The organism is Nitratireductor aquibiodomus (assembly GCF_900105565.1).
GTDB classification, from domain to species: Bacteria; Pseudomonadota; Alphaproteobacteria; order Rhizobiales; family Rhizobiaceae; genus Nitratireductor; species Nitratireductor aquibiodomus.
In genome coordinates this window covers 4,016,588-4,040,702 of sequence record NZ_FNSL01000001.1, presented here as the reverse complement: position 1 = coordinate 4,040,702, position 24,115 = coordinate 4,016,588, and the positions used below count along the sequence as shown (strand labels likewise).

The 24,115-nt window shown below is 61.2% G+C and carries 23 protein-coding genes; 15 read left to right on the top strand and 8 right to left on the bottom strand.

From position 1 onward, the window contains the following. Positions 1-187 precede the first annotated feature (187 nt). A complete protein-coding gene (locus BLW55_RS19055) occupies positions 188-2,833 on the top strand; it encodes an autotransporter family protein (RefSeq protein WP_143038463.1) in 2,646 nt (881 codons plus the stop codon). Between the two features lie 146 nt (positions 2,834-2,979). Here BLW55_RS19055 and BLW55_RS19050 read toward each other — a convergent pair whose 3' ends face one another. The 4 genes from BLW55_RS19050 to BLW55_RS19035 form a co-directional block, all read right to left on the bottom strand. After that, positions 2,980-3,189 carry a hypothetical protein gene (locus BLW55_RS19050; RefSeq protein WP_007010321.1) on the bottom strand — a complete coding sequence of 70 codons (210 nt, stop codon included), beginning with the start codon at positions 3,187-3,189 and terminating at the stop codon, positions 2,980-2,982. Between the two features lie 105 nt (positions 3,190-3,294). Then, positions 3,295-3,984: a DnaA regulatory inactivator HdaA gene (hdaA, locus tag BLW55_RS19045; protein WP_007010320.1), complete on the bottom strand. Its 690-nt coding sequence runs from the start codon at positions 3,982-3,984 to the stop codon at positions 3,295-3,297. 4 nt (positions 3,985-3,988) lie between these two features. Continuing rightward, complete coding sequence (locus tag BLW55_RS19040; protein ID WP_090329821.1) at positions 3,989-5,140, bottom strand: AI-2E family transporter; 1,152 nt, start codon at positions 5,138-5,140, stop codon at positions 3,989-3,991. Further along, entirely contained in the window at positions 5,112-5,669 is a 558-nt protein-coding gene (locus BLW55_RS19035) for a CDP-alcohol phosphatidyltransferase family protein (RefSeq protein WP_090330062.1), read from the bottom strand. The genes BLW55_RS19040 and BLW55_RS19035 overlap by 29 nt, the downstream gene beginning before the upstream one ends. Positions 5,670-5,870: 201 nt before the next feature. Here BLW55_RS19035 and purM point away from each other — a divergent pair, with 201 nt between their 5' ends. Next, entirely contained in the window at positions 5,871-6,938 is a 1,068-nt protein-coding gene (gene purM / locus BLW55_RS19030) for a phosphoribosylformylglycinamidine cyclo-ligase (RefSeq protein ID WP_090329820.1), read from the top strand. After that, the gene (gene purN, locus BLW55_RS19025) at positions 6,935-7,609 is read left to right on the top strand and encodes a phosphoribosylglycinamide formyltransferase (protein WP_090329819.1); all 675 of its coding nucleotides are present in this window, start codon (positions 6,935-6,937) and stop codon (positions 7,607-7,609) included. Before purM ends, purN begins: the two co-directional genes overlap by 4 nt. Positions 7,610-8,247: 638 nt before the next feature. On the opposite strand, the gene BLW55_RS19020 is transcribed toward purN, so the two are convergent. After that, the gene (locus BLW55_RS19020) at positions 8,248-10,350 is read right to left on the bottom strand and encodes a molybdopterin-containing oxidoreductase family protein (RefSeq protein ID WP_090329818.1); all 2,103 of its coding nucleotides are present in this window, start codon (positions 10,348-10,350) and stop codon (positions 8,248-8,250) included. An 84-nt stretch (positions 10,351-10,434) separates the two neighbouring features. Between BLW55_RS19020 and BLW55_RS19015 the strand changes: the two genes are divergently transcribed. The 3 genes from BLW55_RS19015 (at position 10,435) to BLW55_RS19005 (ending at position 12,480) form a co-directional block, all read left to right on the top strand. After that, entirely contained in the window at positions 10,435-11,283 is an 849-nt protein-coding gene (locus BLW55_RS19015) for a 23S rRNA (adenine(2030)-N(6))-methyltransferase RlmJ (protein WP_090329817.1), read from the top strand. A 79-nt stretch (positions 11,284-11,362) separates the two neighbouring features. Beyond that, a complete protein-coding gene (locus tag BLW55_RS19010; protein WP_090329816.1) occupies positions 11,363-11,788 on the top strand; it encodes a hypothetical protein in 426 nt (141 codons plus the stop codon). Positions 11,789-11,811: 23 nt separating this feature from the next. Further along, on the top strand, positions 11,812-12,480 hold the full coding sequence (locus tag BLW55_RS19005; protein ID WP_090329815.1) for a ribonuclease T2 family protein: 669 nt from the start codon (positions 11,812-11,814) through the stop codon (positions 12,478-12,480). A 52-nt stretch (positions 12,481-12,532) separates the two neighbouring features. On the opposite strand, the gene BLW55_RS19000 is transcribed toward BLW55_RS19005, so the two are convergent. Next, positions 12,533-13,204, bottom strand: coding sequence for an outer membrane protein (locus BLW55_RS19000; protein ID WP_007007663.1), 672 nt, complete (start codon positions 13,202-13,204; stop codon positions 12,533-12,535). Between the two features lie 302 nt (positions 13,205-13,506). Between BLW55_RS19000 and BLW55_RS18995 the strand changes: the two genes are divergently transcribed. The 7 genes from BLW55_RS18995 (at position 13,507) to BLW55_RS18965 (ending at position 21,202) form a co-directional block, all read left to right on the top strand. Beyond that, the gene (locus tag BLW55_RS18995; protein WP_025030185.1) at positions 13,507-14,448 is read left to right on the top strand and encodes a calcium/sodium antiporter; all 942 of its coding nucleotides are present in this window, start codon (positions 13,507-13,509) and stop codon (positions 14,446-14,448) included. 166 nt (positions 14,449-14,614) lie between these two features. Beyond that, positions 14,615-15,379, top strand: a complete 765-nt coding sequence (locus tag BLW55_RS18990) for an SDR family oxidoreductase (RefSeq protein ID WP_007007666.1) — start codon at positions 14,615-14,617, stop codon at positions 15,377-15,379. Between the two features lie 14 nt (positions 15,380-15,393). Beyond that, entirely contained in the window at positions 15,394-17,343 is a 1,950-nt protein-coding gene (gene uvrC / locus BLW55_RS18985) for an excinuclease ABC subunit UvrC (protein WP_370671636.1), read from the top strand. A gap of 169 nt (positions 17,344-17,512) precedes the next feature. Further along, positions 17,513-18,112 (top strand): CDP-diacylglycerol--glycerol-3-phosphate 3-phosphatidyltransferase, encoded by a 600-nt coding sequence (gene pgsA, locus BLW55_RS18980; protein WP_007007669.1) that lies wholly within the window; start codon positions 17,513-17,515, stop codon positions 18,110-18,112. After that, positions 18,109-18,366 carry a molybdopterin converting factor subunit 1 gene (gene moaD / locus BLW55_RS18975; protein WP_036540019.1) on the top strand — a complete coding sequence of 86 codons (258 nt, stop codon included), beginning with the start codon at positions 18,109-18,111 and terminating at the stop codon, positions 18,364-18,366. Before pgsA ends, moaD begins: the two co-directional genes overlap by 4 nt. 2 nt (positions 18,367-18,368) lie before the next feature. Next, entirely contained in the window at positions 18,369-18,839 is a 471-nt protein-coding gene (locus BLW55_RS18970; RefSeq protein WP_090329814.1) for a molybdenum cofactor biosynthesis protein MoaE, read from the top strand. 113 nt (positions 18,840-18,952) lie between these two features. After that, positions 18,953-21,202 (top strand): putative bifunctional diguanylate cyclase/phosphodiesterase, encoded by a 2,250-nt coding sequence (locus BLW55_RS18965; RefSeq protein ID WP_090329813.1) that lies wholly within the window; start codon positions 18,953-18,955, stop codon positions 21,200-21,202. Positions 21,203-21,259: 57 nt separating this feature from the next. Here the strand turns inward: BLW55_RS18965 and ndk are convergent, their stop codons facing one another. Beyond that, complete coding sequence (gene ndk, locus BLW55_RS18960; RefSeq protein ID WP_025030191.1) at positions 21,260-21,682, bottom strand: nucleoside-diphosphate kinase; 423 nt, start codon at positions 21,680-21,682, stop codon at positions 21,260-21,262. Positions 21,683-21,780: 98 nt separating this feature from the next. After that, positions 21,781-22,473: a glutathione S-transferase family protein gene (locus BLW55_RS18955; RefSeq protein WP_025030192.1), complete on the bottom strand. Its 693-nt coding sequence runs from the start codon at positions 22,471-22,473 to the stop codon at positions 21,781-21,783. 116 nt (positions 22,474-22,589) lie between these two features. Between BLW55_RS18955 and BLW55_RS18950 the strand changes: the two genes are divergently transcribed. Next, a complete protein-coding gene (locus tag BLW55_RS18950) occupies positions 22,590-23,102 on the top strand; it encodes a DinB family protein (RefSeq protein ID WP_007007675.1) in 513 nt (170 codons plus the stop codon). A gap of 208 nt (positions 23,103-23,310) precedes the next feature. Beyond that, positions 23,311-23,982 (top strand): hypothetical protein, encoded by a 672-nt coding sequence (locus tag BLW55_RS18945; RefSeq protein ID WP_244509143.1) that lies wholly within the window; start codon positions 23,311-23,313, stop codon positions 23,980-23,982. Positions 23,983-24,115: the final 133 nt, after the last annotated feature.

Below are 24,115 nucleotides of genomic sequence, written 5' to 3'. Positions count from 1 at the left end.
GCTTCCGCCAGGACCGGGTGCAGCATCACATGCACCTCCAAAATGTAGCCAAATACAACCTGGGCGTGATTGAATATCAGTTTTCCGTAGTATTTTGAAATACAATAAATTTTTGACAGAAATCGAGGCTTGTATTTCTTATACTGAAGAACCTAGATGCTCCAAAATAAAGCTGGAGCTTATAAAATTGCTGAACGATTCGAATCGGACACCTGTTTTCCGGGGCGTCAGAACCATCAATCTTGCGGCAGCGAAGAGCGGCGCACTGAGCTCCATCGTCCTGACAGGGGTATTCGGGCTTGCCGCAATCGACGGAATTTCCGCACAGGCGCAAAGCCTGGCTCCAATCGTTCTCAATAGCGGTACTTACGATCTGGGCAATGCAGAGCAAAATGCGTCCAGCCTGTCCGGTACCGGCGGAACAATCACGACAGGCGGTTCCTCGGGCTCGCTGAACCTGAACCAGAACGTCGACACCACATTCTCGGGAAACTGGAGCGGCCAGACGGATTTCTTCACGGATTACCTGCAGAAACACGGCACGGGAACGCTGACCTTATCAGGCAACAACACAACCACCGGAGACGGTGCGGTCGCGATATACGACGGCAGGATTGCTGTTTCAGGAGGCAACGCAATCGGCGACACGAACTTTGTGACGCTTTCTGGCTCCGGCGCGTTTGAGCTTCTGTCGGATGAAACGGTCGGCATGATCGGCGGCGGCTCATCCAACGGCAGGATTCTTCTGAACGGCAATACGCTCACGATCCATGGCGACGGGGTGCCGATATCCTCTGTGAGCGGGTATTTCGCCGGCTCCATCAGCGGAACCGGGAGCCTGATACTGGATGATGTCTCCGGCAGCGCGCTCGGTGTGTCGGCCCTGACGCTCGCAGGAACGAACACGTTCACGGGGCCTCTGACCATCAGATCTGGCAGCATCCTTCTCGTGAGCGGAACCGCAGTCGGCGACAATACGGATGTGGTTCTCTCCGATGACACGCGCGCTTCGCTCCGCGTGAACGTCTCCGAAACGATCGGTTCGTTGACGGCGGGGTCCGGGAGCAACATCAGCCTTCACAGCGGCGCGGTCCTCACGGTCAACGGAAACGGAAAATCCACCTCGGTCGACGGCAAGATCACAGGCGCGGGCGGGCTTGCCAAGCAAGGTACCGGCGTCCTCACGCTCAACGGCATTAATGATTATACCGGCCTGACCACCGTTGATCAGGGAACCCTGATCGTGGGCGACAGCGTGCATGCAAGCGCCCGCGTTTCAAGCAGCATCCGCGTTCGCAGCAGCGCCACGCTTGGCGGTGTCGGAACGTTGAGCGACACAATGATCGAGGCTGGCGGGGTTCACAGCCCGGGCAACTCGATCGGCACCCAGACCATCAATGGCGATTACACCAATCACGGAACGCTGGCGATTGAAGTGACACCGGCTGCAGCAGACAAGCTGGTCGTGCAGGGTGCCGTCGACATCACCGGCGCCACCCTGGCGCTGACGGGAACACCGCTGGCCGCGTCGGATTGGCCTATTCTGAATGGCCCCTATGTCGTCATCGACAATCAGGGCGTGGATGCGATTACCGGCACTTTCGCCGATGTCACCAACAATCTCCTCTTCCTTGACGAGAAGATTGAATACACAGGCGGAGACGGCAATGACGTTACGCTGGAGCTCATCCGCAATGACGTTTCATTCGCAGGCATCGGGCGGACAGCGAATCAGCGGGCCACCGGCGCCGCTGTAGATGCACTTCCGGCCGGCGACCCAGTCTGGCGGGCCATCGTTTCAATGTCGGATGAAGATGCGGCGCGGACGGGGCTGAACTCCCTGTCCGGCCAGGCGCACCCTTCATTCCAGGGCATTCTCAACCAGAACAGCATTTTCCTGCGCAGCGCTGCCAACGAGCGTATCAGAACGGCTTTCGCAACGTCTGATCAGGGAATGCAGCCCCTTTCCTACGGGGCAGACGAAAACACGCTGGGCGCCGTGCCCAGCGGCACGCAGCCTGCTTTCTGGAGCGAGGCATATGGTTCCTGGGCGGATATCGATGATGACATGAATGCCGTGACGATGGAGCTTTCCTCAGGTGGTCTGTTCGCAGGAGCGGATGTTCAGGCTGGCGGGTGGCGCCTCGGCATTCTTGGCGGGTACGGGGTATCACAGCTTCGCGCGCCATCGATTTCTTCCTCGATTGACAGCAAAGACTATCATCTGGGCCTCTACACTGGCACCGAAACGGGCAGGCTCGGAGTCCGGGCGGGCCTTGGCTATAGCTGGCACAGCATTGATTCAAGGCGGCATGTCCAGGCCGGCGCGCTCGCCAGCAATCTGAGCGCGAATTATGACGCTGCAACCCTTCAGGCCTTCGGCGAGGCGAGCTACAGGTTTGACCATGCGGCAGCGAGCGTCGAACCATTCGTCAATCTGGCCTATGTGAACCAACGGTCAGACAGGTTCATCGAACAGGGCGGTACGGCTGCACTGTCGGTCGACGGCCAGTCCATGGATACGGGGATCGCCACTCTTGGCACGCGGCTGGAACACAGTTTCCAGTTCGCCTCGATACCGGCAACCTTCAATGCGACGGTCGGATGGCGGCATGTGTTCGGCGACGTAGCTCCAACAGCCGTTCACGCCTTTTCGGGAGGTTTGGAATTCACCGTTGCCGGGGCCCCCATCGCGCGAAACGCAGCGCTGATCGAGGCCGGGCTGGATTTCGATCTCAGCCCGCAATCGACGGTCGGCCTTGCCTATCGCGGCCAGATATCCGGAGACGTGCAGGAGCATGGCCTCAAGGGAATGCTTGCTGTTCGTTTCTGATCAATAGGACATTGCCCCTCTTTCTCAGATTTGGGCCGGATCAGATAGACCCGACCTTTCACACATGAAAAGCCCCGCTAGTCCATCAGGCCGGCGGGGCAATACGTTTCTACCAGAGATGCGGCGGGATTGCCGCAAGTACCGCGCTATTCGGATGGCTTGGGTGTCTCTATCGTCACCTTGTCGGGAACATCGATATTGATGCCGCCACTCGTGCCACTGCCGATGAAACCACCAAAAAATAGAAAACCACCCAGAATCAGGGCAACGATCAGTCCGCCGGCGAGAAACCATCCAGCGCCACCACCGCTTCCGGTCGTGACCACCGTGGTGCGTTCCTTGCGTTCGTCACTCATAGTGCGCTCCTTTGCCTTTTGCCTGGCTTCGGGAGAACAAACAGAGTTGTGCGCAAATGGTTCCGTTCGTGCTTCAGCTTCGGATGCGGAGATACCGCGGCATCCCTATCCTTCGTTGAAGCCGCCGCCCGCTTCGAGTGCGTTCACCACTTCTGCAGCCAGGGGCCGGGTGATGCGCGTCTTGCGTTCAAGAGCGGCACGGTCGATGGCGTCCACCACGCGGATCGCGCTCGACAGGGAGCGCTCGATGCGGCGCACGAGGAACTGCACCACATGCGGTTCCACATCCACCTGACGGTCGGCGAAGAGTTTCGTGATCACGCCGGCGAGCAGCATGTCGTCGGGCTCGTCGATCTCCACGGTCGCCGCCGCCTTGAGGCGCGACAGGAGATCCGGCAGTCTGACGCCCCAGGCGCCGGGAAAACTGCGCGCGGTCAGAAGCATGGGCTGGCCGCCGGCGCGCGCGGCGTTGATCAGGTGGAAAAGGCCGTTCTCGTCGATCGGCCCGCTGTCGACATTGTCGATCAGGATCGGCCGCAGCCCAGCTTCTTCGATCGCCGCCGCTTCGATCCCGTCGCAGGCTATTTCGGCTGCATCCGCCTCTTCCCGCCAGATGGCGGCGAGATGCGACTTGCCGCTGCCGGCGGGACCGGCAAGGATGACCACCGGCGCCGGCCAGGAAGGCCAGTTCTCGATCAGGGCGGCTGCGCGCGCATTGGCCGGTGTCACCACCAGATCATCGCGGCTCAGCGCTTCTCCCGGTGCCAAATCGAACGGTAGCTGGCGCGACGGCATGGTTTCAGCCCCGGGATTTCGGCGTTTTGGCCGGCGTTTCCGCGTGTCCGCTATAGAGCGGCGAAACGAGATACTGGTTGATGGCGAAGCGCACCAGAACGGCAACAGCCGCCGCCGCCGGAACGGCGATCAAGAGCCCCGCAAAGCCGAACAGATAGCCGAAGGCGAACAGCGCAAACATCAGCCACACCGGATGAAGGCCCACGCTCTTGCCCACCAGTTTCGGCTGCAGGATATTGCCTTCCAGGAACTGGCCGGAGAAGAAGATCGCCGCCACCGCCAGCACCCACCACCATTCGGGCCAGAACTGCACCAGCGCGATGCCGATCGACAGGCCGAAGCCGAGCAGCGAGCCCACATAGGGGATGAAACTGATCAGGCCGGCGAAGAGACCGATGAGAAGCCCGAAATTCAGCCCGACCAGCGACAGTCCGGCGGCATAGAAAATGCCGAGAATGAGACACAGCGTGCCCTGCCCGCGCACAAAGCCCGCCGTTGCGACATTGATGTCGCGGGCGATCTGGCGCACCGTCTCCACATGGTCGCGCGGCACCCAGCTGTCCACCTTCTCGACCATGTGATCCCAGTCGAGCAGCATGTAGAAAGCCACCACGGGCGTCACGACAAACAGGCTTGCCACATTGACGATCGCCACGCCCGAACTCCAGACCGATTTGAAGAGCGTGCCAAGAAAGCCCGTCCCCTGCGCCAGGATAGAGCTCAGATTGTCGCGCACCGCATCGGTTTCATTGTTGATCAGATTGTCGAGCCATTCCGGTTCGAGCCGGTTCGCAAGGTCCTGAAGCCGCGTCAGATAGTCCGGCAGACGGCTTGCGAAATCGGCAAGCTGGGTCCCCAGCACCGGCAGCACGATCATCAGGCCGAGCAGGACCGCGACAATAAAGCTGATCAGGATCACAACGGTCGCAGCAATACGCGACAGCCCCATTTTCTCCAGCCGGTCGGCAACGGGATCGAGGAAATACGCCAGCACCATGCCGGCCAGGAAGGGCAGCAGAATGGAACTGAAGACGTAGAGAAACAGGACGAGCCCCAGCCCCGCCAGGCCCCAGAAGGCGATATGGCGCGCCAGCGTCGGACGGGCGATCACCGGCCCGGCCTCGTTTTCAGCGTCCTTCGGCGTCACTTTCGGCATAACCACTCATATGCTTGATCCAGGCGACGAGATAGGCCGCTCCGGAAGCCACGGTCAAGAGGCCGGTGGCAACGATCAGCCCGACCCGCACCGCCCCCGAACTGTATCCGAATGCGAGCTCGGCCAGAACCAGCAGCGCCAGCAATATCTGCGCCAGCGTGTTCGCCTTGGAGACGAAGAGCGGCTTCATGGCCACCGGGTGCCCCATCACATTGGCCAGAAGCACCCCACCGACGATCAGCGCGTCGCGCGACACGACAGCGATCACCAGCCAGAGCGGCAGCTCCGTCATATAGCCGAACATCACGAAAACGCTGACCAGAAGCAGCTTGTCGGCGATCGGATCGAGATAGGCGCCAAGCTCGGTGCGCTGGTCGAAATGGCGCGCGATCAACCCGTCCACACCGTCGGAGATGCCCGCCGCCAGAAATCCAGCGAACGCCCAGCCATACTCCCCCGTCAAAAGGGCAAACACCACGCCCGGCACAAGGAAGAAACGCATCAATGTGATGATGTTGGGTATCGTCAATGGAAAATCTCCACCCTCGCCGCCCGCTGCCCTGCCCTTTTCGTTGCGGTCGGGGGCATTTTCGGGACACACTTATCGCAGGCTTTGACACATTGTAGGAGAGCGGCACGCTTTCAATAGGCCAGCCTGTTAATATCTCCCGCCTTGCGGAAGCGCCCCCTTCATGTCAGAAGCCGAAAAAAACGCGGCGGCGAGAACGAAATGGCTCAGGAACGTAAAAACGGCCTCACCTATGCCGATGCGGGCGTCGATATCGATGCCGGCAGCCGGATGGTGGACAAGATCAAGCCCATGGTGCGCGCCACGCGCCGGCCGGGCGCCGACAGCGAGATCGGCGGCTTCGGCGGCCTGTTCGATCTCAAGGCGGCAGGCTTTACCGACCCCATCCTCGTGGCCGCCAATGATGGCGTCGGCACCAAGCTCAAGATCGCCATTGATGCGGACCGGCACGACACGGTCGGCATCGACCTCGTTGCCATGTGCGTCAACGATCTTGTCGTTCAGGGTGCCGAGCCGCTCTTCTTCCTCGACTATTTCGCAACCGGCAGGCTCGATCCCGACCAGGGTGCGGCCATCGTTTCGGGCATTGCCGAGGGCTGCCGGCAGGCCGGATGCGCGCTGATCGGTGGCGAGACGGCGGAAATGCCGGGCATGTATCACGGCGAGGATTACGACCTGGCGGGCTTCGCCGTGGGCGCGGCAGAGCGCGACCGGCTTCTGCCCACAGGCGACATTGCCGAGGGCGACGTCCTTCTGGGCCTCGCCTCCTCCGGCGTTCATTCCAACGGTTTTTCGCTGGTGCGCCGCATCGTTTCCGATGCCGGCCTCGGCTGGGACGACAAAGCCCCCTTCGCGCCGGGCCAGACACTCGGTGAAGCGCTGCTCGAGCCAACCCGTATCTATGTCAAACCCCTGCTTGCCACATTGAAGGCCGCCTGGGGCATCAAGGCGCTGGCCCACATCACCGGTGGCGGTTTTCCGGAAAACCTGCCGCGTGTTCTCCCCGATCATCTGGCCGCCGAAATCGACCTCGATGCAATCGACGTGCCGGCGGTCTTTTCCTGGCTCGCCAAGACGGGCGGTGTTGCCGAGAGCGAAATGCTCTCCACCTTCAATTGCGGCATCGGCATGGTTGTGGCGGTTGCCGCCGATGAGGCGGCACAGATCGCGGCACTCCTCCAGCAGGCGGGCGAGCATGTCACCATGCTTGGCCAGATCGTCCCGCGCCAGGCTGCCGGCGTCACCTATCGCGGTTCTCTCGCCCTATGACGCGCCGGACACGCAAAAGGGTAGCGGTCCTTATTTCCGGCCGCGGGTCCAACATGGCGGCCCTCATCGCGGCCGCCATCGACCCGTCGTTTCCAGCCGAGATCGTCGGTGTGGTCTCCAACCGCGCCGACGCCCGTGGCCTTGAGATTGCCGCCACGCACAGCATCGCCACAAGAGTGGTGTCATCGCGCGATTATGATGGACGCGAGGCGCATGATGCGGCGATCCACAAGGCGCTGACCGAGCTCAAGGCGGAAATTGTCTGTCTGGCTGGTTACATGCGCCTTCTCAGCCCGGATTTTGTGCAGAAATGGAAAGGGCGTATGATCAACATCCACCCTGCCCTCCTGCCCAGCTTTCGCGGGCTTGATACGCATGCCCGCGCACTTGCAACCGGCGTGCGCGTCCACGGATGCACCGTTCATTTCGTCACGCCGGAGATGGATGAGGGCCCGATCATCGCCCAGGCCGCCGTTCCCGTTCTCACCGACGACACGGAAGAGACGCTTGGCGAGCGTGTTCTGAAGCTTGAGCACCGTCTTTACCCACTGGCGCTCCGCCTTCTGGCGGAAGGCCGCGTGCGGATGTCCGATGGCGTGGCCGTGTTCTCCGGCGTCGAGGACGAACATCGAGATATCGCGATCGTTTCTCCCGGCGAACGCCGCGATTGAGGGGGAAGCCTCAATCTTCGTCATCCTCGGACCTGATCCGAGGACCCATGCCAAAGCGCCGGGGATAAACCGCAGCCCTTCAAGGCGAAACGCAATTTTTCTCAGCCGCACCCCGTCACCACCGCAACGGCATGGATCCTATGGTCTGCCATGGGATGTCGACGCGTTTGAAGCGCTTATCCCATTCACTATTCACCATTTACCATTCACTCCTTTTCCCCCATCCCCAAAACCTCCACTACACTCCCCCCCATCGCGCCTGTCGGGAACCGGGTCCGGAGCCGGGGATCAGGAGGGGCGACGGCAGCCTCCCCCTCGGGTTCGGTAACCCGAGGCCTGTGAGGGCCCGCGAAAGGCCGGCGGCCGGCATCATGTCGGTTGCGGAAAAGCCGCTAGGGCACAGATCGCCCGAGTGACCGGTCGGCAGTCGGGACAGCGGCCGGCGGGGCGCGCTTTTCGCGCCACTTCAATTCCAACAGAGAGGCACGAAAAACGCGCCCCGTTTCCCGAACGATGCAAACCCCGGCGGAAGACCCCGCGCGGCAACGAAGGTGCCTGTCTTGCAATGCCCCGTCATCCCGGAAGCCGCAGGCTATTCGGAACCCATTAGCAGAATGCGCGAGCGCACGGCCTGGTCCTCACACAGCCCGCACCCACACCTTCGTGTCGTGGAACGCCGCGCCGCCATATGGCGCGATGGAATCGGCACCGGTCAATACATTGATGCCCTCACCGCGCTCATGCGCGCTGTTCGGCCAGATGCCCTCGGCAATCACCACGCCGCGCCGCACACCGTCAAAAAGCTTGACGTGCAGCACCACTGCGCCACGCTGATTGCCGATCTCCACGCGATCACCGCCTTGAAGCCCAAGCTCAACGGCATCGTCGGGGTGCAGCATCAGCTCCGGTCGCCCTTCCCGTTTCACCGAGCCCGGCGTTTCCGTAAAGCTCGAATTCAGGAAGGTGCGCGCCGGCGAGGTCGCCAGTCGATAGGGATGCTCCGGATCCGCCACTTCGATGAAATCCATATGGTCGGGAAACTCCGGCATGCGCGCGTGCGGCCCCTGCAGGCCGATAGAGGCCGGCGGGCGGTTGGGCGCAGGCGTTCCCGTCCAGTCGGGCCGGAACCGATACTTGCCGTCAGGATGACCGAAACCGTCGACGAAATGCGCAGTGTCGAAATCCGGCTGCACATCGGCCCAACGATCGGCCTTGAAGCTTTCGAACGTACCAAGCCCGCGCTTCTCCAGCATGAACTCGACATGCTCGCGCGCCGTCAGACCAAAACCGCCCTTGTCGGCAACGCCGAGACGCTCCGCAAGCTCCTCGATCACGAACAGGTTTTCCCGTGCCTCGCCGGGGGCATCCACCAGTTTGGGGCCGAGAATGATGTGCTGGTGGCCGCCACCGCGATAGATGTCGTCATGTTCCAAAAACATCGTCGCCGGCAGAACCACATCGGCAAGCTTCGCCGTGTCGGTCATGAACTGCTCGTGCACGCAGGTGAAAAGGTCCTCGCGCAGAAAACCCTTATTCACCAGCCGCTGTTCCGGAGCGATGTTGGCCGGATTGGTGTTCTGGATCAGAAGTGCGGTGACGGGTGCCCCCCCATGCAGTGCCTCAGCATCATTGGTCAGAATGCGCCCGATCTGTGCCTGATCCAGCGATCGGATGGACGGATCGCACAGCGCACTGCCCTCGATCTGCGACTTGTCGAGGCGGAAGATGCCGGAGTTGGAATGAAACGCCCCTCCGCCCTCATATTGCCAGCAGCCGGTGACGGCCGCGATGGAAAGGGCGGCATGCATGTTCACAACGCCATTGCGATTGCGCGTAAATCCATAGCCCAGCCGGAAGAAGGTGCGTTTCGTCTCGCCCACCAGCCTGGCAAAGGTCTCGATTTCGTCAACCGAAAGGCCGGTAATGGCAGACGCCCATTCGGGCGTGCGTGTCTTCAGATGCGCTTCGAGCCCCCTGGGATCGTCGGTGTATTTGTCGAGAAATGCCCAGTCAGCCAGACCATCGCGGAAAAGGACATGCATGACCGCGCAGGCAAGGGCAGCATCCGTGCCCGGCTTCAGAACGAGGCCGAGATCGGCCTGTTTCATGGTCGCATTGTCGTAGACGTCGATGACAATGATCTTCGCACCGCGCTCCTTGCGCGCCTTGATCGCATGCGTCATCACATTGACCTGGGTCGCAACGGCGTTGGTGCCCCAGATCACCACGCAGTCGGACTTGGCCATTTCGCGTGGATCGGGCCCGCGCAAATCGCCCGCACCCATGACAAAGCCGGTCCAGGCCGCATTGGTGCAGACCGTGCCAAAAAAGCCGGAATAGCGTTTGGCGTGTCGCAGGCGGTCTATGGAATCGCGCTGCACAAGTCCCATCGTGCCGGCATAGTAATAAGGCCAGACCGTCTCGCTCCCGAGTTTTTCCTCCGCCTTCAGGAAGGCTTCGGCAACACGGTCGAGCGCGGCCTCCCAGCTCGCCTCCTTCCACTGCCCCTCGCCTTTTGCGCCGGAACGAACCAGCGGTTTCAGCAGGCGGTCGGGGTGGTGGATGCGTTCGGCATAGCGGGCAACCTTGGCGCAGATCACGCCGGCGGTGTAACTGTTGTCCTTGGCGCCATGGACGCGACCGATGCGCCCGTCCTTCACCTCGACATCGAGCGCACAGGTCGACGGGCAGTCATGCGGACAGGCCGAATGGCCGATATGGATGTTTGCGTGTGTGTTCATGGCGGGAACACTAGCGATTTTCTGTACGGACGCGTAGAGCCAGTGAACAGAAAATCACGTGCAGGCCTCACTGAAGCTGGAAACATGAACTATCGCCACGCCTATCATGCCGGAAACTTCGCCGATGTGGTCAAGCACGCCATTCTGGCGCGCATCGTCGAATATCTGAAGCGAAAGGAGAAACCCTTCCGCGTGATCGACACGCATGCGGGTATCGGCCTCTACGACCTGAGTTCGGAAGAGGCGCAGAAAACCGGCGAATGGCGCGACGGGATCGGCCGACTGGTCGAGACTTCCCTCGATGAGAAAACATCGAACCTTTTGAATCCCTTACTGGAAGCGGTTCATAAGGAGAATCAGGGTGCGGGGATCCAGCACTATCCCGGCTCGCCGCGCCTCGTGCGCCATCTTCTGCGCAAGCAGGATCGTCTGACCGCCATCGAACTGCACCCACAGGACGCCGCGCGGCTGAAGGAAGTTTTTGCAGGCGATTTCCAGACACGGGTCATCGAACTCGATGGCTGGCTGGCGCTGGGCGCGCATCTGCCGCCGAAGGAAAAGCGCGGACTGGTGCTGATCGACCCGCCCTTCGAGGAAGAAGACGAGTTCGGGCGCATCGTCACGAAACTTGAAAAGGCGCACCGGCGCTGGCCGGGCGGCATCTATGCGGTCTGGTACCCGATCAAGAACCATGACGCGGTTCAGGCGTTCCGCAGACACCTTACCGAAAGCGGCATTGCCGATGTGATCGACATCCGTCTCGAATTGCGCGCGCCCTCCGATGAACCGCGCCTCGACGGGACGGGCATGATCGTGGTCAACCCGCCTTTCGTGCTGCGCGAGGAGATGGAAACGCTGCTTCCTGTTCTTGCCGGCATTCTTGGCGAAGAGGGCAAGGGCCGCTGGGCACTCGAAAGGCTTACGGCAGAATAGCGTGACCATGCTTGACCCAAACCGCTCACTGGCGCAAAACTTCAATCCACCGCACCGCAACAATCCGGGAGACAGACCTATGGCGCGCTTTTTGGCTCTTGCAGCCGGCCTCACCGCATCGTTCCTTTCGATGCAGGCGATGGCAACCGATCCGGTCGGCGTTTATGGCGCGGTGGACGATGTCTGCGCGGATGCGCGCGTTCATTCGACCATTCAGAAGCGTTTCCGATATCAGGTCACCCATGTGCCGAACCTGCCCGACGTCGACATCGTCGATTTCTACGGGTCCTACCAGACACGCTACAGCCCGTCCTCCTATGACAGCCCGATCGAGCGGCGCTATTGCCGCGCCACCGCGCGCCTCTCCGATGGGCGCGACCGGACGATCTGGTATCTGATCGAATATGGCCAGGGCCTTGCCGGACTCGGCAACAATGTCGAGTTCTGCGTTTCCGGCTTCGATCGCTGGAACGTCTATGACGGCCACTGCCGCGTGCTGCGATAGACGACGCGATTGCGGGGCGGACCATGCGTATCGCAAAGCGGCTTTCCGCCGCCCTTCTGGCATGTCTTGTGACATTCCCTGCCCCGGCGATTGCCGGCGAGCGCGGCGCGCCGGCGGGTGAGTTCGATTTCTATGTGCTGTCGCTAAGCTGGTCGCCCAGCTACTGCGCCGCCGAAGGTGCGGAGGCCAACCGGCAGCAATGCGGACGCGAGCGGCCCTATGCCTTCGTGGTCCACGGGCTCTGGCCGCAATATGAGAAAAGTTACCCCGAGTACTGCCGTTCGAAGCGGCCGCAGCGTGTGCCCAATGCGCTGGTTGATCAGTATCGAGACATCATGCCCTCGGCAGGCCTGATGGGCCATCAATGGCGCAAGCACGGCATGTGTACCGGGTTTGCGCAGGAGAACTATTTCGCCCTCTCCCGCAAAGCGCGGGAGCGTGTGGAAACGCCCCCCGAGTTCCGCCGGCTGGCGAAGCCGGAGATGGTTTCGCCGAAACGTGTGGAAGAGGCCTTCCTTGAAGCCAATCCCGGCCTGAAGAAAGACGCCATCGCCGTCACCTGCGACAATCGCTATCTGCGCGAAGTGCGCATTTGCATGACCAGGGATCTGGAGTTCCGGTCCTGCGAGGCCGTGGACCGAAAGGACTGCCGGCGCGAGCGAGTCCTGATGCCGCCGGCGCGGGGCGGATAAAGAAAAAGCCGGGCACAGGGCCCGGCTTTTCCATTTCAGTCTGTCGCTTCGATCAGAACTGCATACCAAGGCCGAACATGACCTTGTTGGAGCTGTCGCTGACTTCCTGCGCACCGCTGCCGGTGTTGAACGCTTCGTCACCGAACTTGGTGTAACGGTATTCGACGCGGCCGAAGACCTTGTCGGTCAGCTTGGCATCGACGCCGGCACCGGCCGTCCAGCCGAGCATGGTGTTGGTGTCGGAACCGGCCGCATCGGTGATCTTCAGACGCTGCGCAGCGCCACCGGCCGTGCCGTAGATCAGGATGTTGTCGGTCGCGGCAACGCCGAGACGGGCGCGCAGCGTGCCGTCGACGCCGTGCTTGGATTCGACACCGGCATTGGTGCCCTTCATACCGTTGTAACCGACATCGCCTTCAACACCGTAGACAAAGCTGCCCGACTGGAAGTTCCAGCCGGCGAAGCCGTTGCCGACAAAGCCATCGGTATCAATGTCATTGCCTGCGACCGGCTGATTGGCTGCGGTCTCACCGGAGAAGCCATAGCCAAGCGCGATACCGGCATAGCCACCTTCCCAATCGTTGATCGGGGTGGAGATCACCGGCGCGGCAGGCGGTGCGGGCGGCTGCTCCATGACTGCGTCAGCAGCCTGTGCGGCACCAGCCACTGCAACAAAACCGACGGCTGCGGCCGCGGAAAGAATGACGTTCTTATGGGCTTTCATGGTCCATACTCCTTAAGCCACTAGCATTTTCAAAGCTGTGGGCGCCCCTCTTGGCATCATGCCCGTTCAAACGCACCACGCTGGCGAGACCGGTCATCCTGGGAGGAAGCGGGCCGATCTCGCATGAGACCTATCTGGGCGCGAAATGAGGCTGAACGTGCCCGAAAAATAGGTCTTTCAGGGGCGCCAATAAGGCGGAAAATTGACGTTGCAAAAGAGCAACATGCCGGGGCGGACACCTTGGGGGCCAGCATTCGAGCACCTATATTCCGGCGGCTGTTCCGATTCTCACGAGGTTCCTCATGCTTTTCAGCCTGCTCATACTTGCAGCCGGTGTCATCCTTCTGGTGCTGGCCGGTGACATATTCGTCAAGGGCGCTGTGGGACTGGCGGAAAACCTCGGCATTTCTCCACTGATCATCGGTCTGACAGTGGTGGCCTTCGGAACGTCTGCACCCGAACTCTTCACCTCCATCCAGGCGGCCCTTTCGGGAGCGCCCGGTCTGGCGGTCGGCAATGTGGTCGGCTCCAACATCGCCAACATCCTGCTGGTGCTTGGTCTGCCGGCGATCATCTATCCGATCGTATCGGACGGCAAAGGGCTGCGGCGCAATCTGGTGGCCATGCTCGTCTCGACCGTCATATTCATGTGGATGCTCACGGGTGGCATCATCACCCGGATCGAAGGCGCAGTGCTTTTCGCGGGTCTCTGCGCCTTCATCGCGTGGCAGGCGCGCGATGCGGTGAACGGCAAGGCACCGGCCGACCACGACTTCCATGAAGAGATCGGCGAGGCCCCACACGACCGCAAACGGATCTCCACCTACCTGATCGCCGGCGTGATCGGATTGCCAGTCGCAGCCCAGCTGACCGTGGCCGGTGCCGTCAGGATCGCCGAGAGTTTTGGCGTGAGCGATGCCGTCATCGGTCTGACGATCGTTGCCATCGGCACCTCGCTTCCCGAGCTCGCCACGAGCCTGGCGGCTGCATTGAAGCGCCATTCCACCGTTGCGCTGGGCAATATCGTGGGATCGAACATCTTTAACATCGCCTGCATCATGGGCCTGACAGCGTTGATTACGCCAATCGCCGTGGATCCGCGCATTGTCTCCATCGACATGTGGGTGATGCTCGCCGCCGCCTGTGTGCTCGCACTTCTCGGCTTCCTGCGCATTGCGTCAGGCAAGCTCATGGGTAGCGCGATGCTTGCCGGCTTTGCGGGTTACATTGCCACGGTCTTTTGATCCTGCGCGAAAACCCGGTAGCGGAGAAAGCGTGCACCTGTCAGCAGTGAACGGTCGAACGCTCTGCAGGCTTGGACGTCATGGGCATTGGGCTTAAACAAAGTTGTAGAATGCGCTGGCGCATGGCGTCAGGATTCGCAGCTGAGTTGAACAAGATGGGAAAGACATGGCTCAATCGAGGGCAACGGCACTGGTAACCGGAGGTGCGAGGCGCATCGGCGCGGCCATTGCGCGCGATCTGGCAGAGCACGGGTTCGCCGTTGCCATTCACTGCAGCCGTTCCCGCGAGGCAGCCGAAAAGCTTGCCGATGAGATCGTCAGGGATGGTGGTGAAGCCAGAGTGGTGCAGGCCGATCTGCAGGATGGCGCGGCAACCCGCGACCTGATCGAGCAGACCCGCCGCGCGCTCGGCGTGCCATCCATTCTCGTCAACAACGCCTCCGTGTTCGAGGATGACGGCCTTGCCGATTTCACGGACGAAAGCTGGGATGCGCATTTCGACCTGCATGTGAAAGCACCGGCTTTGATCGCACAGGCGCTGGTGCACGCGCTTCCGGGCGGTCAGGACGCGCTGATCGTCAACATGATCGACCAGCGCGTATGGCGCCTTAACCCGCGCTTCTTCAGCTACACGCTTTCGAAGTCGGCCCTCTGGACAGCCACGCGAACCATGGCTCAGGCGCTCGGGCCGAACATACGTGTCAACGCCATTGGCCCCGGCCCCACCCTGCCGAACCAGCGCCAGCAGCAGGCGGATTTCGACAGGCAGACGGACGCCCTTATTCTGGAGCGTGGCCCCGATCTGGCGGATTTCGGCCGCACCATCCGGTATCTGTGGGAGACACGCTCGATTACCGGTCAGATGATCGCGCTCGACGGCGGACAGCATCTGGCATGGGAAACGCCGGACGTGGCAGGAGTGCCCGAGTGAGCGCCAAAATCACATTGAAAGAGCCGGCGAACCTGGCGCTGGAGTGGGACAGCGGCGAGACGACGGGCGGTGTTGTCGGCATTGAGGTCATCCAGTCGGCCGTCAAGCGTCTACCCAACGCTCCCGGCGTCTACCGCATGATGAATGCCGAAGGCGATGTCCTTTATGTGGGCAAGGCGCGCAGCCTCAAGAAGCGCGTGACCAACTACGCGCAGGGCCGCGGCCATACAAACCGTATCGGCCGCATGGTGCGCGAGACGGCGTCCATGGAATTCGTGGTTACGCGAACGGAAACCGAAGCGCTGCTTCTGGAAGCGAACCTCATCAAGCGGCTGCGGCCACGCTTCAATGTCCTTTTGCGCGACGACAAGTCGTTCCCCTATATCCTTCTGACCGGCGACCATCCGGCGCCCGGCATCTTCAAGCATCGCGGCGCACGCTCGAAGAAGGGCGATTATTTCGGCCCGTTCGCCTCGGCGGGGGCCGTCGGGCGCACAATCAATTCCCTGCAGCGCGCCTTTCTCCTGCGTACCTGCACCGATTCGGTGTTTGAAAGCCGCACGCGCCCCTGCCTCCTCTTCCAGATCAAGCGCTGTTCCGGGCCCTGCACGGGCGAAATCAGCGAGGACGACTATGCCGAGCTGGTTTCGGAGGCCAAAGCCTTTCTTTCGGGCCGTTCCAGCAAGGTGAAAGCCGAAATCGCCCAGTCGATGCAGGAAGCCTCCGAGGCGCTCGATTTCGAACGCGCCGCGATCTACCGCGACCGGCTTTCCGCCCTGAGCCATGTGCAAAGCCATCAGGGCATCAACCCGCAGGGTGTCGAAGAGGCCGATGTGTTCGCGATCCATCAGGAGGGCGGGCAGAACTGCATACAGGTCTTCTTCTTCCGGACCGGACAGAACTGGGGCAATCGGGCCTATTTTCCGAAGGCCGATCCGAGCCTTGAAGCGCAGGAAGTGCTTGGTGCCTTTCTCGCCCAGTTCTACGACGACAAGCCCTGCCCCCGCATGGTGCTCCTGTCGCACGAGATCGAGGAGCAGGACCTTCTGGCCGATGCACTCGCCACACGGGCCGGCCGGAAGGTGCAGGTCTCCTGCCCGCAGCGCGGCGAAAAGAAGGACCTGACCGACCATGCCCTGCAGAACGCCCGCGAGGCGCTGGGGCGGCGGCTGGCCGAGACCTCCTCGCAGGCGCGGCTGATGGAAGGGTTTGCCGAAACATTCGGCCTGGATGGCGCGCCGCGCCGTATCGAGGTCTACGACAACTCGCACATCATGGGAACCAACGCGGTGGGCGGCATGATCGTTGCCGGTGCGGAGGGTTTTGCGAAGAACCAGTACCGGAAGTTCAACATCCGTTCGACCGACATCACGCCCGGCGACGACTACGGCATGATGCGCGAAGTGATGCAGCGGCGCTTCTCACGCCTGATCAAGGAGAACGGGTTGCCGGGCTCCGCGGATGCACCTGACATCGATACGCAGGAAACGGATGCGGCGGAGATGCCTGCCTGGCCCGATGTCCTTCTCATCGACGGCGGACAGGGGCAACTGGCGGCGGTCACGCAGGTTCTGGAGGAACTCGGAATTGCCGGTCTGGTGACGGCCATCGGTGTCGCCAAGGGTGTTGATCGCGATGCCGGGCGCGAGCGCTTTTTCATGGCAGGCAGAAACCCGTTCAGCCTGCCCGTGCGCGATCCGGTTCTCTATTTCATTCAGCGGCTGCGCGATGAAGCGCACCGGTTTGCCATCGGTTCGCACCGTGCCCGACGCAAGAAGGAGATGGTGAAAAACCCGCTCGACGAGATCGGCGGCATCGGCCCCGGCCGCAAGCGCGCGCTTCTGCACCATTTCGGCACCGCCAAAGCGGTGAGCCGCGCCGGCATCGAAGACCTTACCGCGGTGGACGGCATTTCGGAGGCCATCGCACGCCAGATCTATAACCATTTTCACGAAAACGGCTGAGGCGGCGCTGTTTCGTCGCGCCCGGCATGGTTGGCGCTTGCCGTAGGCGCCGGGTTCTGATTTGACAGGAAGTGATTGGCAGGCGGCCGGTTCAAGCTGGCAGCGTCGAATTCAACAGACTGGGGCACCTGCTGGTGCTCCGCGGCAGACCGGAGCAGGATTGCGCTTCATGGCCAGACGTAGCACACCGGCATTCAACATTCCGAACCTCCTGACCTATGGCAGAATTCTCGCGGTGCCGGCGATTGTCCTGTGCTTTTTTCTGGAAGGCAGGCTTCAATCAAGCGATTTCGCCCGCTGGTCGGCACTGGCGCTGTTTATCGCCGCCAGCATCACAGACTATCTGGACGGCTATCTGGCCCGCATCTGGGAGCAGACATCGAACATCGGCAAGATGCTCGACCCCATCGCTGACAAGCTGCTCGTTTCCACCTGCCTTCTGCTGCTTGCAGCCGACACGGACCGCACCATCGCCGGGTGGACGCTGTGGGCAGCGATCATCATCCTTTGCCGTGAAATTCTCGTTTCGGGTCTGCGCGAGTATCTTGCTGCCCTCAAGGTCAGCGTTCCCGTCACGCAGCTCGCGAAATGGAAGACCACGATCCAGATGGTGGCGATCGGCTTCCTGCTCGCGGGGCCTGCCGGTGACAAGGTCCTGCCCTACACCACGCAGCTCGGTATCGTGCTGCTCTGGATTTCCGCCATCGTCACGCTTTATACGGGCTATGACTATTTCCGCGCCGGGCTGAAGCACATCGTGGAGGAATGACGATGAAGCTGATTTACTTTGCATGGGTGCGCGAACGCATCGGGCTGCCTGAAGAGACGGTGGACCTGCCTGCCGACGTCAAGACGGTGGCAGACCTGCTCAACTGGCTGAAAGAACGCGGCGAAAACTACGAGACCGCGCTGGAGCGCCCGGAAGTCATTCGCGTCGCCATCAACCAGGAACATGCGGACCATGCGGCCCCTCTCCCCGCCAATGGTGAGATTGCGCTCTTCCCGCCGATGACCGGGGGGTGACCATGACATCCGTCTGCGAACCGCTGGTGCGCGTTCAGGCCGGTGATTTCGACCTCGCCACGGAAGCCCGGCGACTGACCGACGGACGGCGCGACGTGGGCGCGATCGTGAGTTTCACCGGGCTCTGCCGCGATGAGGACGGCCGGCTGGAAGCGCTTGAGCTGGAACATTATCCCGGTATGGCCGAGGCGGAGATTGGCCGCATCGCCGACGAGGCGGCGCAGCGCTGGCCGCTTAGCGGTCTGTCGGTTATCCACCGTTTCGGCAGGATCGCACCTGGCGAAAACATCGTTCTCGTGGTCGCGGCCTCCCCCCACAGGCGCGCGGCCTTCGAGGCCGCAGACTTCCTCATGGACTATCTTAAATCCCGCGCACCCTTCTGGAAGAAGGAACACGCCGCGGGCGAAACCGAGGCCGGCTGGGTGGAAGCCAAAGACCGTGACCAGGAAGACATGAAGCGCTGGGAGCGCTGAGGCCGGCGGCCTTTACGCCTTGCTAACGATAGCGATCATTTCTCTCAAGACTAGACGTTTCGACAAACCATTCAGGGTTATAGCTTCCTCAAGGTAACGCCGGTGGGAGAGCAATGTCGGAACCTTTCCAGACAATGCTGGTTGCGGGAGCACATCCCGCCTGGTTGATCGCAGCAGCAGGCATTCTGGGATGCCTGGGGCTTGGTTTTCAGTTGTTTCGCGTAAGCCGGCGCTATCGGGGCGCGCGCGACGAGCAGAAGAATCACCAGGAGCTGATCGAGCACCTCTCCGAAGGCATCTACCGGTCAACGCCCGACGGACGCCAGCTGAGCGCGAACCCGGCGCTTGTGCGCCTGAACGGCTACGGAAGCGAGGCCGAACTCCTTGCCGGCGTCAAGGACATCGCCAAGGAATGGTATGTAGACCCCACCCGACGTGAGGCGTTCAGGGCCGAGCTTGAGACCAAGGGCAAAGTCGAAAACTTCATTTCGGAAGTCTATCGCCACAAGACGCGGGAGCGCATCTGGATCAGCGAATCAGCACGCCTCGTGCGCGACCGGCGCACCGGCAAGGCGCTCTACTATGAAGGCTCCGTGCGCGAAATCACGGAGACGATGAAGCGCCTGAAACTGCAGGACATGTTCGAGAAGCTGACATCGCAGCTGCCAGGCGGGCTTTTCCAGTTGCTGCGGCGGACCGACGGGGAGTTTTCCGTTCTCTATGTGTCAAAAGGCTTCCGCCACCTGCTCGGATACGACGACCGAACCGTGCCGGAAAACCCGAACACCGTTCTTCACATGGTCCACAACGATGACCGTGCGCACTATCTGGAAACGTTGAGGGAATCAGGCACCCGGCTCACACCCTGGGAATGCGAATTCCGCATCCATGCGGCGGACGGAGCGGAGAAATGGCTGCGCGTCGCGGCCATGCCCGAGACCACCAAGGAAGGCATAGTCTGGCACGGCTATCTTGCCGACGTCTCCCTGCGCAAGAAGAATGAAATGGAGATCGAGCGCCTGGCATTCTACGATCCGCTGACCCGACTTCCCAACCGGCGACGGCTCTTCGACCAGGTGGGCCGGCAGATGACGACGTGCCGCAGGGCCGGTCATCGAGGGGCGATCCTCTTCATCGACCTCGACAACTTCAAAACCCTCAACGACACAATGGGGCACGATGTCGGCGATACCTTTCTCAAACAGGTTGCCAACCGCCTGCAGGCTGCCATCGGGCCTCAGGATACCGTCGGGCGGATCGGCGGGGACGAGTTCGTCATTGTCCTGTCCCTGAGCGACACGACCGCTGCAAGCGCGACCCGCAATGCGATCGTGGCGGCCAACCGGGTGCTTGCGGCGCTGCGGCAGGAATTCGTGCTCGGGCAGATGATCCATCACACTTCAGCAAGTGTCGGCGTGCTCGTTTTCGACGGCCGCGAAAAGGGGCCCGAAGTCCTGATGAAAAATGCCGACATGGCGATGTATCAGGCCAAGAGCCTCGGGCGAAACAATGTCGCCCTGTTCGACCCGAAGGTGCTGCAGAAGGAACGCCGGCGCTTTCGCCTGCTGAACGACATGCGCAGCGCGCTGGTCGACAACAATCTGGAACTGCACTACCAGCCGCAGGTGAACGCAGCCGGCCATGTGGTTGGCGCCGAGGCGCTGCTGCGCTGGAACCACGCTGAGCATGGCGCGCTTTCGCCAAGCGACTTCGTGGGGCTGGCCGAACAGCACGGGCTTGCGGAACTGCTCGGACGCGGGGTGATCGAGACCAGCGTGCGCACGCTCTCCCTATGGAACCAGAACCCGCGCCTTGCGGACCTGCGAATGGCGGTCAACATCAGCCTAAAGTCGCTGCGCGACCCCGATTTTCTCGATTTCCTGCACGACCGACTCAACGCGCATGGCCTCGACCCGCAGCGCCTTACGCTGGAGATGACGGAACGGGTGCTGACCAGCGACCAGATGCAGATCACACGGCGGATGAACGAGTTGAAGGCGCTCGGCGTGAGGCTTTCGCTTGACGATTTCGGGACAGGCTACTCGTCCATCGCCTATCTGAAGAAACTGCCATTTGACGAACTCAAGATCGACGGCAGCTTCATCACCGACATCGAAGGCAGCGAAAGCAACCGGGCGCTTGTTCAGACCATGCTCGACATGGCCTCGACACTCGGCCTCTCGGCGGTGGCGGAGCATGTGCAGACACCGCAGCAGGAAGCGCTTCTGAAATCGTCAGGCTGCGCGTATTTTCAGGGCTGGCTCTATGGCCGCGCCATGACGGGCGCAGACTTTTCCAAATTTGTCCTTGAGCGCAATCCCGCCTCGATACTCAAGTTTCCGAACTCGCGGCAGGGTGCATGAAAAAACCGGGGCCGAAGCCCCGGTTTCAAAAAAGCAGCGTTCGATAAACGTTTGCCCTCAGCCGACGATTTCCGTGTCGGAGAACCAGTAGCGGATCTCCTCGGCTGCCGTCTCGGGCGCATCGGAACCGTGAACGGAGTTCTCGCCGATCGAGGTGGCAAACTCCTTGCGGATCGTGCCTTCGGCGGCTTCGGCCGGGTTGGTGGCGCCCATGACTTCACGGTTCTTCAGGATGGCGTTCTCGCCCTCGAGAACCTGAACGATGGTCGGGCCGGAGGACATGAACTCGCACAGCTCATCGAAGAACGGACGCTCCTTGTGCACGGCATAGAAACCCTCGGCCTGACGGCGGCTCATCCACACGCGCTTCGATGCCACGACACGCAGGCCGGCATCCTCGAGCTTCTTGGTGATGGCACCGGTCAGATTGCGCTTCGTGGCATCCGGCTTGATCATGGAAAATGTGCGTTCGATCGCCATGGTCTGTCCTTCGATTGTCTGGATTGAGAGCGTGAGCTCATTCGTGGAGATGGCGCGCTCTATAGCGGTCCGGAACGCACATGGGAAGGCCCTTCCCTTCAGGCGGCGGCGGGCACAGCCCGGCCGAGACCATCGTGAAGGTCCAAACAGCGCTCGAACCACGCGGCAACCGGATCATCCGGGGCCAGAAGCGGGAATGGCGAGATGACGCGGGCCCACTGAAAAATGCCGGCCACGATATAGTCGGCGAAGAGGGGTCCCTGCCCGCCAATGAACTGCTGATCGGAGAGCATCAGGCGTAGCGGCGCCAGGCTCGCCCGAAATCCCTCAAGGCGTTCCTCGCGGCCCTTCGCCGTTTCCTCCAGAGTGCGCCCGAAACGTTTTTCACGGCTTTCTCGGAAATAGGCCTGATCGGCAGGCTCAAGTGCTGCATGAATTTCGAGAAGCAGGGAGGGGCCGATATAACCGACAAGCGTGGTCTGCGCCCATTTTTCGATGAAACGCGAAAGAGACCTGCCGCCTTCGCCGGCGAAGAGCGAGGGCCGCTCTGGATAGGTTTCCTCCAGATAGAGTGCGATCTGGAAGGAATCGACAAACGCCCGCTCTCCATCCCGGATGACCGGAACGGTCCTGAACTCTCCGGCCTCGATGCCCGCGATCTGGGTGAAGCGCACGGGAACCGACCTGAAATCGAGCCCCTTGTGGGCCAGCGCAAAGGCAGCTTTCCAGCAATGCGGACTGAACGGACGCGTTTCGTCCGCGCCCACGAGATCGTACAATGCAATCGTCACGCTTGGTCCTTTCGGTTACGGATGAGACCTGACAGGGTGCGTACGATTGCACATTCGGCTCGCGTGACAATGCGCCAAATGCAGGATTTCCTGCTCCAGATTCCGGACAAAAAACGATGAAACAGCATTTTGAAATGTTCGCTTCCTACAATTTCTGGGCCAATGCCAGAATCTACGAAGCCGCACAGACCCTCGACGCGGAGGCGCTCAACCGCGACGTGGGTGTCTACTTCAAATCGCTTATGGGGACGCTGAACCACATCCTCGTGGCCGATCTTATCTGGATGAAACGTTTCACAGGCGAAGGGGCAGCCCCCGGCCGTCTCGACACGATCCTGCATTCAGCGCTGCCGGCCCTGCGCATTGCCCGGGAAGGTGAAGACCAGCGGATCATAAACTGGGTCGAAAGCCTTGAAGAAGAAGCTTTTTCCGGCCGCTTCACCTATGTGACCGTTACCGATGTCAGAACCGTTTCCCAACGCCTTGCACCGGCACTGAGCCACTTCTTCAATCATCAAACGCACCATCGGGGGCACGCCCACGCCGCGCTCTCTATCCTGGGAGCGGAAGCACCCTCGATCGACCTGATCTATTTTCAGAGAACAAAAACAGGTTCCCGCTTTGGTTGATATATATCATACATATTTCCAAATATTACATTTTTAAAATATTTTTGTTTTATTATAATTATACCTCTTTTGTTTTCTTACATAAACTCTATTACAAATGTTGGAATTTAATATTTTCGATGCGCCCTACAATAATCATTGTCGAAACCACTCCAGAAGAATCAGGAGGACAATGATGAACCTTGTACACAGGAGAATGCTTACTGGAATGACGTCCGCAGCCCTTGCACTTAGTCTGGCGCTGCCCGCTGCAGCAATTGACCTTGGCGGTGTGAGCGTCGGTGGCAATGACAATGGTGGCGTCAGCGTTGGCGTGGGCGGCGTCTCCGCTTCAGTCGGCACGAACAATGGTGTGTCGGCCGACGTCAATGCCGATCTGGGATCGACATCAGCCAATGTCGGCGCTTCCGTCGGAGGCGGCAGCATTGCCGGCGTCGATGCAAACGCGAATGTGGGAGGCGCTGCAAGCGCGAGAAGCAGCACCACTGTTGGCGGAGGCGGTGGCAGCCTCTTTGGCTCAAGCACAACAGCATCCATTGGCGGCAGCAACGGGCTGAATGCCGGCGTGGAAGCAAACGTGGGAAGCGGAGGCATCGGGGCTGGCATTAATCTTGGCCTGGGCGCTCGCAACCGCCCTGGACCTGGGACGCCTGGACCTGGGACGCCTGGACCCGGAACGCCAGGCACCGGCACCCCCGGCATGAACGTCCCCGGCAATGGCAATAGCGGAAATCTTGGACGCCGCGCCATTAGCGGCCTCAGCGAGCAGCAGCTCGCCATCTACCGCAAACGCTGCGTGAACATTCTGCGCAGCCCGAGCAGCTGGGATTATGACCTCGTGCAACTGTGCAAGCTTTTGCGCCAGGCAGCTGCCCGGTAAAATGCGCGTATAATCGGTGTGGTCCATCTTGCCTGGGCCACACCTGACCGTGTTCGGCAACACCCAGCCAGCATCCGTGGTCGCGTCGAGTCGACCCTGAAGACCGGGCCCGCAGGGCGGCGGTAGTCCGTCA